Origin of the sequence: Flavobacterium yafengii, from assembly GCF_030010375.1 — a bacterium.
GTDB classification, from domain to species: domain Bacteria; phylum Bacteroidota; class Bacteroidia; order Flavobacteriales; family Flavobacteriaceae; genus Flavobacterium; species Flavobacterium yafengii.
Genome location: NZ_JASCRY010000002.1, coordinates 394,612 through 407,136 on the forward strand (window position 1 = coordinate 394,612; position 12,525 = coordinate 407,136).

12 protein-coding genes are annotated in these 12,525 nt (G+C 35.1%); 5 read left to right on the forward strand and 7 right to left on the reverse strand.

All coding sequences use genetic code 11. The features are described from left to right. Window positions 1-54 precede the first annotated feature (54 nt). Window positions 55-903, forward strand: a complete 849-nt coding sequence (locus tag QLS97_RS09230) for an NAD(P)H-hydrate dehydratase (protein WP_282716140.1) — start codon at window positions 55-57, stop codon at window positions 901-903. 27 nt (window positions 904-930) lie between these two features. On the opposite strand, the gene QLS97_RS09235 is transcribed toward QLS97_RS09230, so the two are convergent. Further along, window positions 931-2,280 carry a TlpA family protein disulfide reductase gene (locus QLS97_RS09235; protein ID WP_282716142.1) on the reverse strand — a complete coding sequence of 450 codons (1,350 nt, stop codon included), beginning with the start codon at window positions 2,278-2,280 and terminating at the stop codon, window positions 931-933. 231 nt (window positions 2,281-2,511) lie between these two features. Here QLS97_RS09235 and QLS97_RS09240 point away from each other — a divergent pair, with 231 nt between their 5' ends. Both QLS97_RS09240 and QLS97_RS09245 read left to right on the forward strand, forming a co-directional pair. After that, entirely contained in the window at window positions 2,512-3,306 is a 795-nt protein-coding gene (locus tag QLS97_RS09240) for a HipA family kinase (protein WP_282716144.1), read from the forward strand. Further along, a complete protein-coding gene (locus QLS97_RS09245) occupies window positions 3,284-3,667 on the forward strand; it encodes a DUF3037 domain-containing protein (RefSeq protein ID WP_131915829.1) in 384 nt (127 codons plus the stop codon). Before QLS97_RS09240 ends, QLS97_RS09245 begins: the two co-directional genes overlap by 23 nt. A 76-nt stretch (window positions 3,668-3,743) precedes the next feature. On the opposite strand, the gene QLS97_RS09250 is transcribed toward QLS97_RS09245, so the two are convergent. From QLS97_RS09250 to QLS97_RS09265, 4 genes are all read right to left on the reverse strand, one after another. Further along, window positions 3,744-4,934 (reverse strand): BaiN/RdsA family NAD(P)/FAD-dependent oxidoreductase, encoded by a 1,191-nt coding sequence (locus tag QLS97_RS09250; protein WP_282716146.1) that lies wholly within the window; start codon window positions 4,932-4,934, stop codon window positions 3,744-3,746. 134 nt (window positions 4,935-5,068) lie between these two features. Continuing rightward, window positions 5,069-6,598, reverse strand: coding sequence for a S10 family peptidase (locus QLS97_RS09255; RefSeq protein ID WP_282716149.1), 1,530 nt, complete (start codon window positions 6,596-6,598; stop codon window positions 5,069-5,071). Window positions 6,599-6,893: 295 nt separating this feature from the next. Further along, entirely contained in the window at window positions 6,894-7,397 is a 504-nt protein-coding gene (locus QLS97_RS09260; RefSeq protein ID WP_282716151.1) for an SRPBCC family protein, read from the reverse strand. A 32-nt stretch (window positions 7,398-7,429) separates the two neighbouring features. Then, complete coding sequence (locus QLS97_RS09265; RefSeq protein WP_282716152.1) at window positions 7,430-7,936, reverse strand: GNAT family N-acetyltransferase; 507 nt, start codon at window positions 7,934-7,936, stop codon at window positions 7,430-7,432. A gap of 242 nt (window positions 7,937-8,178) precedes the next feature. Between QLS97_RS09265 and QLS97_RS09270 the strand changes: the two genes are divergently transcribed. Next, window positions 8,179-8,685: a lipid-binding SYLF domain-containing protein gene (locus QLS97_RS09270; RefSeq protein WP_282716154.1), complete on the forward strand. Its 507-nt coding sequence runs from the start codon at window positions 8,179-8,181 to the stop codon at window positions 8,683-8,685. Window positions 8,686-8,850: 165 nt separating this feature from the next. On the opposite strand, the gene QLS97_RS09275 is transcribed toward QLS97_RS09270, so the two are convergent. Then, window positions 8,851-9,336 (reverse strand): hypothetical protein, encoded by a 486-nt coding sequence (locus QLS97_RS09275; RefSeq protein ID WP_282716156.1) that lies wholly within the window; start codon window positions 9,334-9,336, stop codon window positions 8,851-8,853. A gap of 677 nt (window positions 9,337-10,013) precedes the next feature. Between QLS97_RS09275 and QLS97_RS09280 the strand changes: the two genes are divergently transcribed. Then, window positions 10,014-10,922 carry an SH3 domain-containing protein gene (locus QLS97_RS09280; protein WP_282716158.1) on the forward strand — a complete coding sequence of 303 codons (909 nt, stop codon included), beginning with the start codon at window positions 10,014-10,016 and terminating at the stop codon, window positions 10,920-10,922. A gap of 78 nt (window positions 10,923-11,000) precedes the next feature. Here QLS97_RS09280 and QLS97_RS09285 read toward each other — a convergent pair whose 3' ends face one another. Then, window positions 11,001-12,443, reverse strand: a complete 1,443-nt coding sequence (locus QLS97_RS09285; RefSeq protein WP_282716161.1) for a hypothetical protein — start codon at window positions 12,441-12,443, stop codon at window positions 11,001-11,003. Between the last annotated feature and the right edge of the window lie 82 nt (window positions 12,444-12,525).

The window sequence follows — 12,525 nt, forward strand, 5'->3', positions numbered from 1 at the left end:
CAATTAACGAATTTGTTTCCTATTAAATTCGTAATTTTAAACAAACAAATTTCCATGACGAATTCCATTTACATCGACCAAAAAGAAATCCTGAAACGCTACAAACAACCGGATAAACACACTCACAAGGGAATTCAGGGACACGCTTTAATCATTGGCGGAAGTTATGGAAAAATAGGAGCAGTGAGTTTGTCTGCCAAAGCGTGCTTGAAAACCGGTTGCGGATTAGTCACCGTTTTTATTCCAAAATGTGGGTACACTATTCTTCAAACTGCCATTCCCGAAGTTATGGTTCTTACGGACAATCAGGAAAAATTAATCTCTAATATCACTTTCGATATAACGCCGCAAGCCATCGGAATTGGTCCAGGTTTAGGTCAGGAAATAGAAACTCAAAAGGCATTGCATCAGTTTTTAAAAACGAATAAAACGCCTTTAGTAATCGATGCCGATGCGTTGAATATTTTATCCAAAAATAAAGAATGGGTTTCTTTGGTACCGCCTAAAACAATCCTAACGCCGCATCCCAAAGAACTGGAGCGATTAATAGGAAAATGGCATTCCGAAGAAGAAAAAATCAATAACACAATCTCTTTTTCAAAACAACACCAAGTAATAATCGTAATGAAAGGCGCACCAACCCAAATCATAGATGGAGAAACTGTTTATGAAAATACTACTGGAAATGCCGCTCTCGCAACTGCGGGAAGTGGCGATGTTTTGACGGGAATGATTACCAGTTTAGTTGCACAATCCTATGAACCAATTAACGCAGCAATTCTTGGCGTTTACCTCCATGGACTAACCGCAGATATTGCATTCCCCGAAATGGGTTATCAATCCTTTATCGCTTCAGATGTGATTGCTACTATTGGGAAAGCTTTTTTGAGTATTACAGAATAAAATTTCTTAAAAAGCTTTCAAAAAAAATTATATTTTCAATTCGTTAAACAAATCAATCAGTTTGGTTTCAGATGGTTTTGGAGCATTTGAATTTACAATGTTGCCATCTGGATCAATAAGAATGAATCTGGGAATTTCCTTTATTTCATAAGCTTTAATAAATTCGGAATTAATGTCCATATCTGCTAATAATTGAATTCCTCCCAATTGTTTTGTGTTTACAATATTGCTCCATTTTTGTCGGTCTTTAATATTGTCAACAGAAATGCTAACAAACTGAATATTTTTACCTTGGTATTGTTCTTCCACTTTTTTCAAGGATGGTACTTCCTTAAGACAAGGCCCACACCAAGTTGCCCAAACATCAATGTAAACATATTTTCCTTTTAGACTCTCTAAAGAAGTTTTTCCGCCTTTTTGGTTTTCGTAATCAAATTGTGGAGATGCTTTATGCGATTGTGTCGCTATTATATTATTATAAATTGAAGTAAGACTTTCTTTTAATTTTTGATTATTTGTGTTTGAAAGATATTCTTGGTATATTTTTTCATAATTGGCATAATCAACATTTACGTCATAAATGGAATTCTGAATTATTAAATTTTTAAGGTTTTGACTTTTAATAGCTTTAATACCAGTGATTTTAGCAATAATAAAATCAATGTCAGTTCCGTCAAATTTTATATTATTAAAGAATTTCAACACAGCTAATTTTTGATACTCACGGGAAAATAAAAAATCAGCATCATTATCTAAATCTATTTTTTTATCAAATTTTGGAAATTTATCTGAAACTTTAAACCCTTTTAAATGGGCATAAAGATTATGATAATTTTTATAAAACAAGACGTGTTTTTGTTCAAAATAATAGATGTTAGCAACCTCTTTTTCTTTGAAATAGTCATTAGTAAATTTAGTTTTATTGTACAAGGCTGAAATAGAAGTTTTAATTTCATTTACTTTATTCAGGAACTCCATTTCATCTAATTTATACAATTCTTCATCTGAAATTTGAGAGATTATATTTGATTTTTTAGCTATATATTGATTCTCAACACTTCCTATGCCTTTATATTTTATACTTGCATTAAAGACTTTATCATCAGCTATCAGCATTAGTTTAGTCTCTTTTGACAAATAGATTGGCAGGCTGTTTTTGCTAGTTTCAAGTGTATAAATTCCATCATAAGCTATGCTTATGTTTTCCAAAAAACTACCATCAGCATTTAATTTGATTTCTTTCTCAAATGATTCTCCTTTAATACTGATTGTCCCATTCTCGGTATTTGTAATTTTCCCCGAAATTGTTATTAGCTCTTTTGAAGTTGTGAATGAGGCTAAAACTATAATTAGCAATAGATAAATAGTTTTTTTCATATTTGGTTATTTATAAAGTAATTCAAATATAAACTATTTCTTATAAAAATTATTGCTTAATTTTCAGGTTATAAAATAAAAGATATTGTTTGCTATTATAAATTTTGACGCAAATATTGGGAAAGCCTTTTTGAGTTTAGAAAAATTGGAGTAAATAGTACTCATAAATGAATTTTATCCTACTTATTTGTAAGTTTGTATTCAAGCAAAATTGCTTTATCCAATTCGATTATGGAAAAAACACCCCATCTTAGAACCGTAAATGTTACGCGATACATCACTCCGTTGCGGGAAGGCGGTTCTTTGCCTGCGCTCGCTGAAGCCGATGATGATTTTAAATACGTATTGAAATTCAAAGGTGCCGGACATGGCGTGAAAGCCTTGATTGCCGAATTAATTGGCGGAGAAATTGCTCGTGTTTTAAACCTAAAAATGCCGGAACTCGTTTTTGCAAATCTCGATGAAGCTTTTGGCCGTTCAGAAGGCGATGAAGAAATTCAGGACTTGCTTCAAGGCAGTCAAGGACTTAATTTGGCATTGCATTATTTATCGGGAGCCATAAATTTTGATCCTGTTGTCACTTTGGTTGACCCAAAATTAGCGTCCCAAATTGTTTGGTTAGATGCTTTTATTACAAATGTCGACAGAACGTTTAGAAATACCAATATGTTGATTTGGCATAAAGAATTATGGCTGATCGATCATGGTGCAAGTCTTTATTTTCATCATTCGTGGACTAATTGGGAAAAGCATGCGCAAAGTCCTTTTGCACTGATAAAAGACCATGTATTATTGCCTCAGGCTTCCATGTTGACAGAAACGGATGCTATATTCAAAAAAATATTGACAGATGATGTATTACAGAATATCGTAAATCTGATTCCAGAAGTATGGCTCAATTGGGAAGAGACCGATGAAACTCCCGAAGCCATTCGAAATGTCTATTTCCAGTTTTTATCCATACGTTTAAACCATTCCGAAATTTTTATAAACGAAGCACAAAATGCAAGAGAAGCACTTATATGAGTATGCCGTAATCCGGGTTGTGCCAAGGGTAGAACGCGAAGAATTCCTCAATGTGGGTATTATTCTCTTTTGTAAAAAAGCGAAGTTTATAAAAGTACTTTGCTCGATGAATGAAGCTAAATTGCAACTATTCTCAGCCGATTTAGATTTGGAACAATTGCATTTAAACTTACAGGCATTTGAGAAAGTGGCGCATGGCGAAAAATCAGGTGGACCAATAGGACAATTTGATATTCCATCGCGTTTCCGTTGGTTGACAGCGCTTCGCAGCTCTGCCATTCAAACCTCAAGACCACATTCTGGACTGAGTGATGATTTGGAACAAACAACCCAACGTTTATTTGAGGAAATGGTACTGTAAATAAAATTTAAAACTGTTTTGAAGTCATTTCTCACAAATACAATACTTTTTGCAGTCAACATTAGAATATTAAGAATTAAGAAATGCTATTCAGGTGACGTGCAAGATGCATGCCCATACTAGAGCAAGCCTGAAGAAGATAGCCGCCGGTGGGTGCGTCCCAGTCCAGCATTTCACCGATACAATAGTGATGTTTCTTATTTTTCAATTGGAAATTTTCATCCACAGCATGCAATTGAACACCGCCTGTTGTAGATATTGCATCGTTCAATAGGGCAGAACCGGTGATTTCGATGCTCAATTTTTTAATATTTTGTGCCAATAAGTCCGGATTCAGGTAGGTTTCTTTTGAAAGGTATTTTTTCAAAAGTCCAACCTGTGCGGAACTCAATTTAACTTCTTTTTGTAGTGTTTCGCTCGTCTTTTTAAAGGTTGATTTTCTAATCTTTTCAAGCAAATCGTCATAACGCAATGTTGGTTTCATATCCAGAAAAATAGTTGCCTTTTGTTGGCTCTCCAATTCCTCCCTGATTTGTGGACTAAGGGCATAAATCGCATTTCCTTCTAAACCGAAACGTGTGATAACTGCTTCGCCTTTTTGTCTTTTATTCATACAGCTAATCGCTATGTTTTTAAGCGGACTGCCTTCATGTTCCAAAATAAAATCTTCCGGCCAGTTGACTTGGTAAGCACAATTAGAAGATTGAAAAGGAATGATACCGATATCTTGCTTTTCGAATAAATCAAGCCAGATGCCATCAGAACCGGTTACCTTCCAGCTGCCACCGCCCAAGGCAAAAATGGTATAGTCTGATTTTATTTCTGTATCAGCATTGAAAACGATATCATCATTGCTCGTCCAACCCGTCCAAGTATGTTGGTATTGAATATCGACACCTTGTTTAGCCAAAACATTGAGAATAGCGTTGAGTACCGTTATGGGTTTAATACCGCTTTCAGGATACACGCGTTTACTACTGCCGATAAAGGTTGGAATACCAATGGAATCAATCCAATTCCGAAAATCGTCGTTGTCAAAATCAAGTAGTGCTTTTTCCAGAAAATGCGGTGGTGTATACCGTGCTATAAGTTCAGCAATAGGTTCCGAATGGGTAAGGTTAAATCCTCCTTTTCCGGCCACCAGAAATTTTCTTCCCAGTGTTTTGTTTTTTTCGTAGATGGTAACCTTAAATTTCTTGCAATCCAGTAACGCAGCGAGTATAAGTGCTGCGGGTCCTCCTCCAATAATTGAAACTGATTTCTTCACGCTGCAAAAATACGGTTTGTTTTACCCATTAAGGCTGATATGGATTTTTATATTAGTTATTGTATTTGTAAAGCACAAAAAAAAGGCTGTTCAAAATCATTTTGAACAGCCTTTTTATAAAAATAATACCAAACCTAATATTTCGCCGATTCTCCGGCTTTAGGCAAGGATTGTTTTATAAATTGTCTGATATCTTCGTTAGCAGTTTCCAAATCTACTTTTCTTAAGTACATCATGTGACCGCTTCTATAGCCTTTCCAGGACATTCTGTCTTTTAGCCTTCCGCTTGGATCCATTTGCCACATGTTATATTTCGAGTTAAAATAATCACAGGCGCCGTCATAATATCCGGACTGAACCATTACATGCAAATACGGATTTTGCGCCATGGCTTGACGCAGGTTTTCCCCGGTTTTATCATTGGAATCGTCCCAAGGTCTCACAGAACCAAACATATTGTATTTGAAATCGGTTTTGTAATTCAAATTATTGCGCAAGTACATATTGATGGCAGGAGTAAAGGAGTGGAGCCATGAAGTAAGTTCCGCATTAAAATCAGGTCCGTCACCAGCCGCTTTACGGTCAATTCCTTTATAGCGGGAATCTAATCTTCCTATCGTAAACCCTTGATCGCGCAACAATTCTTTCCAGAAATAATCATAGGGAACATCTAAATTATTTTGCAAAACCACTTTTTCCGAAAGTCCGGAATAGCGGGCAATTTTAGCAGCCATTTCTTTTCTTTTTTGGTCGTCTAATGCGCCTCCTTTGCTCAATGCAGGAAGCAGCTCATTTATCGTAAAGTCTTCCACTTCCGGTAACATTGCGGTCAAATCTTTGTTTTGTAAATCAGAAGGCAGCATTTTGTGATACCAAGCGGTAGCGGCAAAATAAGGCAGTTTCAGTGCCGCTTCAGAAGCCACTCCGCGAGTGATTCCCAATTCAGTTGGCGATACCAGAATAACACCGTTCAGATACATCCATTCGCTGTTTTGCAATTCAAGCGCAAGTCCGGAAACGCGTGTAGTACCATAACTTTCACCAATCAAATATTTTGGTGAAGCCCAACGATTGGTTCGGGATACAAATCCATTGATCCAGTCGGCGAGGTATTTAATGTCGGCATTTACACCGAAGAATTTAGTGGTTGGTATTTCTTTGCTAGTAGCTCTTGAATACGCGGTATTGACCGGATTTACAAAAACAATATCGGCAACATCCAAAATTGAATATGGATTTTCCTTGATTCCATAAGGCTGTAACGGATAGCCTTCATCATCAATATTGATTAAACTTGGACCGGTATAGGCAATCTGCATCCAAACCGAAGCCGAACCTGGACCGCCATTAAAGGAAATAACCAAAGGACGGGCGGCACGATCTTTTACATCGGAGCGTTCGTAATACGTATAAAATAAACCGGCAATTGCTTTTCCGTCTTCGTCCCAAACTGGCATCGTACCAGTTGTGGCCTTATAGGACACTTTTTGACCTTTGATAGTCGTAGAATGTTCCGTTACCACATGCGAATCCGGATTGAAAGTGAGATTTGCGGCTGAATTTTCTTCTTTTGGAGCGGCAGGTGTTGTGGGTGTTTTTTGTGGCTGGGCATGCAAAGCCGTAAAAAATCCAACTAAGAGCAAGGATAGTACTGTTTTTTTCATAAAAAGATAGGTTTGAGGTATTTCAATACTGTTTTTTTGAAACAATTTTGAAAGCACTAATATATTGCTTTTTAATAGAGTGACAAAAACAGAAAGCAGAATTGTAATTTCCAAACCATGAAACCTTATTTGGGCGTAACCCCAAAGCACAAAACTCCCTTTTCTATTTACGTATCTGCAGCTTTGGGGTCGGGCTTTTGGCTCTATCTTTATTTTTTTAAAGAAAAAAAATAAAGGATACCGCCGCAATCCCTTACGCGAGCTGCCCTAAATTGGATAGAAATTTTGGTAATCGCTAGATTTTATTTTCTTGAAATAACGCTTCCAATTGCTCGAGACAAGCAGTAATGCCTTGTTCAAAGCCCATTTCAATCATGGTTTCAATCTCTTTTTCACTGGAATAAAACATCTTGAATTCAACCAAAGTACCCGATTCTGTTGTCGTAAAAACAATAGTTCCTGAAGAAACTGGCAAGGAAGTATTTACAGTTCCCTCTTCGTCACAAAAACTATCCTTAATTTCAAAACTTAAATGGGGTGTTATGGCTGTATAGTCCATTCGTCCCCAATGCTTTTCATTTTCGGGACCCACCATCGCGTACAACCAATAACCGCCAACAGAAAAGTGCATCGATTTGGTTTCGGCTTTCCAAGGTTTTGGTGCCCACCATTGTTCCAATAATTCACTTTCAGTATACGCACGCCAGACTTTTTCAAGTGGCGCAGAAAATGTTCTGGAAACCAAAATTGTTTTTTCTTCTGAATCTTTTACAACAAGTGTTTTGCTATTAGTTGCCATTTATTTCGATTTAAGATTGATTATTACTAATTCTAAACTTTTTTCTCCAAAACAATAAATTCCAAAGGCTGTTCCGTAATTGGAATATGAACATCGCTTGCCGGAAATGGTTCTCTTGCTCCGGTATCTTCATAGCCGTTGCGTTTGTACCAAGCAATTAATTCTTCCCGAACAGCTATTACAGTCATTACAATTTTTGGTAATCCCATTGCCGAAGCATGAATTTCAGCCTGTTGCAATAACTTTTTTCCAAGACCACTATTTTGCAATTCCGGTGAAACCGTCAGCATTCCTAAATACAATTGTTGCTCCTTTTCAATCAACAATACGCAACCTATAATCTGGTTATTCTCTGTAAATTTCAGAAACGTATTTTTAGGATTTTGAATCGTTTCTGTCAGTTCTTGTTCAGTAGTTCGGAGTCCTTCTAAAATGTTGGCTTCAGTAGTCCATCCTTTTTTAGAAGATTCGCCGCGATACGCTGAATTGATTAATGTATTTAAAAGGGAAACGTCTTCTACAGTTGCTTTTGTAATCATGGATTATACTTCTATTCTATGGTTATTACTTTATGTTTTTCAAAGGTAGAAAAAAGGCGGTAATCACTTCCTTTTTTAATGAAATAATTATTCTTTAAATGTATATAATTGTGTATATAGTGTTGATAATCAATATATTTAATTATTAAACAGAAATTTTTTTTTATCTTTGAATAAAGAAAATTTACAACAATTTAATAGCTATAATTATGAAAAATTTAAATATTATTTGGGTAATAGTGATGGCATGTGTAATAAACATAAATCCAATATTTGGGCAATCGACTGCTAAAAAGAATAAAATTATTGCTGACAGCAAAACAGCAAAAGCTGAGTTCATTAAAAGCGACCCGTTGATGAAAGCACTTTTTGATAAAGCCTATGGTTATGTTATTTTTCCTAATGTTGGAAAGGGAGGAATCGGTGTTGGAGGAGCAGCTGGTAACGGTGTGGTCTATGAGCAGAACAAGCGAATAGGAATGGCCAAGTTGACGCAATTGAGCATAGGATTTCAGGCTGGCGGACAAGCCTATCGGGAGGTGATATTTTTTGAAACAAAAAACGAAATGAACCGGTTTAAAGAGAGCCGATTCGAGTTTTCCGCACAAGCTTCAGCGGTAGCCGTAACTGAAGGCGCTTCGGCAAATGTAAAATATACGGATGGCGTTATGGTGTTCACTATGCAGAAAGGCGGACTCATGTACGAGGCGTCGGTTGGCGGACAGAAGTTTAAGTTTAATAAATTGTAGCACTCTTTTTACTGGTAAAAACCAAGAAATCTGGTTTTTAACTCCACTCGATTTGAAATAGTATAGCATTATTTCCAAAAACAAAACGGCTGAAATTTTTTTTCAGCCGTTTTGTTTTTTAATGAATAAATTTTATTTTCCACAAGAAGTAATTTCAATTAAAAATCATTTCTTTTTTGTCTCTATTAAAATGTATTTTTTGAACACATATTTCCAAGGCATGAAGAGTATTGGTATGATAATTCCGGAAAACATATACGCCATTCCTTCGGCTGGTGAACCTTTGAGCGTGCCGGCTGACCATAAAGGATAAGCGACAACTATAAGCCAAAGTCCTTTGTAGAAAATCATAAAAAGCATAATGGGTAACATGCGCAACGTATGGAATACACCCAAAAGCGCCAGTGTTGAGTAGGCAGCCCAAGTGCACCAAGCAACTGCCCTTGTTGGATCCCAATCACCTTCATGGGTAAGAATAACTGTCCAGGAATCTGTGGCAACAAAAATAAACATTAATGCGAAAAACAGCCGCATCACATAGATATTTATTCTGCGAACCCCTTCGTAATTTTCGTAATCAGGAAGAAAAATATTTTTGATACTGAACTTTGATGGCTTCTGCTGTAGTGGTGTTTGTTCTGTTGTGTTCATAGTTTTTCTGTTTGGTTTTTATTGTAGAGCCAAGGTATGAAAAAAGCTACATCCTTTTAAATCAGTAGCTTATTTTGTTTTTTATGTAGTTGCAGTTTCTCAGTATTGTGGGCACGGAGAGAATTTCCGCGCTATCCAAGCGAGAGAAATTGTATACATCCGAGCGATCGGATTTTCTTTGAACCCCAAATTATTAAATATACTCATCTTTTATTTTATTTATAATGTAATAGTTTTAATTATTAATAAGTTTATTATATTATAAATAATTTAAATCTAAACCAATAGGGTAGACTTTATACCGTAAAAAATGCTTTTCTACATCATATCAAACTTAATGATTTTACTTACATAAAACTAATTTAATCAGACTGCGCTCGATTTGACATTGAATATAATTTTTTCATAAAAAACTAACTGAAAATTACTTCTCAGTCTGTTTGTGTTTTAGAATAGATCTTTGAATCCCATGTCTAAAAACACTTTCAATTCCGTCTAAATTTTAATGTATACACTCCCTTTTTCTTCGGGCTAAATAGGACTCATTATTGCTGTTTGTCACTATTAGTTTTTAGAAATAGTTCAAAAAAAATCTTAAAATTAAGGTTTCCTGTGGTGCTTTCTTGGTTGTTTTTTAGTATTTTGGCTGTAGAATCATTTATAATTAACTGATTAGTATGAAATATAGAGTCGCTACTCCGTCATTAAATCTCAGAGATTTTCCGGCAACGAATGATAATTCCAAAATTTTAATACAAATACCTTTTAGACATACCGTTAAATTAATTGAGAAAACAGCATCAGATTGGTGGAAAGTAAAACTTTTAAACACTGAAAAAGAGGGTTTTGTGTTTTCAAAAGACATAGAGCTCGTTGATGAAACTAATGAAAAAAGTACGGATATTGAAGTGCCTAATTTTGAACCGGGTGCAAAAGCAAGTCTAGACAGTAAAGAGGAAACGTACAAACCTATTGGCGATCCTTCGATTCCTTTTAGGGATTTAACGAGTCTTGAGTCTAAACTGACATCAATTCGCAACATAATCAATGCGCTGGATGTTTCCAAAAGTTTCCGGTATCAGAAAGATGCATCGGATACCTACTGTAATATTTATACTTTTGATTATTGTTTTTTTGCCAAGGTCTATATTCCCAGACTGAGATGGACTGATACCGCAATCGAGCAACTGGAGAAAGGGAACGAAGTAGCATTGGTTTTTGATGATACGGTAAAACCTTTTTATTCAAACTATATTTATGATTGGTTTTTACAATCGGGGAATGAGTTTGGATGGGAAAGAATCGATGATGTTAATGAACTTCAAAAGAAAGTAAATGCCAATGGTGGAGTAGGAATCATCTGTGCCAAAAGATTCATCTTGAATAAATCAGGGCATATAGTAGTGGTGGTTCCAGAAACGGATTCTGATAAAGCCTATAGAAAAGACGGCAAAGTTATTTATCCGTTGCAGTCCCAAGCAGGTGCTGATAATTATAATTATTTTTCAGAAATTAGAGAAGATTGGTGGGATAATAAAGATCCGGAAAAAGGATATACCTCCGCTATCTTTTATTATCACGATTAGTTAAAAAAACTTCTTGTGAGTAATTACACTTCTTGTAGGTTTACAGTCAACAAGAAGTGTATTTATTTACGGGTTATTTTAAAAAGATACTATTGCATTTGCAGTGCATGCTTGTTTTTTAATTAGTAAAGAACTGCAAAAGCCATTTTCATAATAAGTAGCATGTAAACTACTGTATATTTGATCGTAAATTAGTAAAGGTTCATTCGATTCTATTTTAATAGACAATATGTTTTCTAAAAGAACGATAAGGTTTGATGGTACACAGGTTTCTTTGCCGTGTATAATAGACTCATAGACAAAGTTGTTCCATTCCAAATCGCAAATAGGATTTTCGATTTCGTTTAATAGGGCATGATCCATAATAAAAACAAGAAAATTCAAAACTTCCTGTAAGTATTTTTCGTCGAAATAATCAAATATTCTAAACTCAATGCCATGATTTTTATGTTTGTGAAAATTGATGTCAAGCCCAATTTTATCAATTTTTTCATAATCTGATATTTCAGAATAACGGTTCACCCACCACATTGGATTCTCATGCATCGGGTGTTCGTCAAAATTCATCTGGACAATCTTCCCGGTTTTCATCACATCGGTGTCATAGGTGCCCACTCCAATGTATCTTGACATGGCACATCGTTGTGATGCTTTTGTCAAATTGACGCTGCTGTCATTATGCGATAAATAATCAGAAGAACCAAATTTTATCATAAATAAGGGACTCAACCATTGGAATAATCGAATAGCCTTCTGGTGTTTTTTTATAAAACTTAATTTGTCCTTAATTTCTCCATCCATATTTAACTCAGTTGGAATAGTTAAATTGAAGTGATAGGTCATATTATTAAAAACAGAATAATTTGTGTTGTTTGAAATAAATATGGCAAAGGGATGATTTTTAGAACATATTTTTATGGCGCCGTATTCCGTAAAGATTTTGTCTTTATCAAAGGCATTTTGCAAATTGTTTATGAAACCTTGTTTTATTGTTGCTAGTTCAGCAATTACCGAGTCAACATCTGTTTTGTAAAATTTTTGCGTAACAAATTCAACTGTATCGCCGTCAAAAATAAATTCTTTTTGAAGCTCATCTATAAAATAAGGATTGTTTTTTTGTAGTATTTCAAAGATACTTTCCCCTGAATAGTCAGGATTCGGTTCATTATCTATGGGATCAAAAGTCTTGTGCTGGTTGTTGATGTCCGTTTTTGTAAACGAATGGGAGTTCATTAGTACCGGCAAATAATATTCTTTATCGGATAATATTTTTTGCAATGAATTCGTGTATATATTTTCTTTGTAATTCTTGAAATGATTGACACTATACTTTTCATGAAGTCCTTTAGTCAGCAAAAAATGTTTGTCCACCACACGATGATTTTCAAACTCTAAATAACATTCATTTTCGATTCCTACTCCCCAATACAAATCATTTGATCTATATTGATTCCTATAATCTTTGTGCTTATCCAATAATTCAATTTCAAAACTAACAGCATTCATGCTATGATCCGTCATAAACTTTTTTCTCCTTCTTTTAATAAATTATGTTGATATGGGAAGCTACTTTATCAGGTAGTTTTTTTGAAGTATTTTTAAT

Excerpts from the sequence above, each read along its gene's own strand:
- QLS97_RS09230 (WP_282716140.1), top strand. The coding sequence starts at position 55 with ATGACGAATTCCATTTACATCGACCAAAAAGAAATCCTGAAACGCTAC.
- QLS97_RS09235 (WP_282716142.1), bottom strand. The coding sequence starts at position 2,280 with ATGAAAAAAACTATTTATCTATTGCTAATTATAGTTTTAGCCTCATTC.
- QLS97_RS09240 (WP_282716144.1), top strand. The coding sequence starts at position 2,512 with ATGGAAAAAACACCCCATCTTAGAACCGTAAATGTTACGCGATACATC.
- QLS97_RS09245 (WP_131915829.1), top strand. The coding sequence starts at position 3,284 with ATGCAAGAGAAGCACTTATATGAGTATGCCGTAATCCGGGTTGTGCCA.
- QLS97_RS09255 (WP_282716149.1), bottom strand. The coding sequence starts at position 6,598 with ATGAAAAAAACAGTACTATCCTTGCTCTTAGTTGGATTTTTTACGGCT.
- QLS97_RS09260 (WP_282716151.1), bottom strand. The coding sequence starts at position 7,397 with ATGGCAACTAATAGCAAAACACTTGTTGTAAAAGATTCAGAAGAAAAA.
- QLS97_RS09265 (WP_282716152.1), bottom strand. The coding sequence starts at position 7,936 with ATGATTACAAAAGCAACTGTAGAAGACGTTTCCCTTTTAAATACATTA.
- QLS97_RS09270 (WP_282716154.1), top strand. The coding sequence starts at position 8,179 with ATGGCATGTGTAATAAACATAAATCCAATATTTGGGCAATCGACTGCT.
- QLS97_RS09275 (WP_282716156.1), bottom strand. The coding sequence starts at position 9,336 with ATGAACACAACAGAACAAACACCACTACAGCAGAAGCCATCAAAGTTC.
- QLS97_RS09280 (WP_282716158.1), top strand. The coding sequence starts at position 10,014 with ATGAAATATAGAGTCGCTACTCCGTCATTAAATCTCAGAGATTTTCCG.
- QLS97_RS09285 (WP_282716161.1), bottom strand. The coding sequence starts at position 12,443 with ATGACGGATCATAGCATGAATGCTGTTAGTTTTGAAATTGAATTATTG.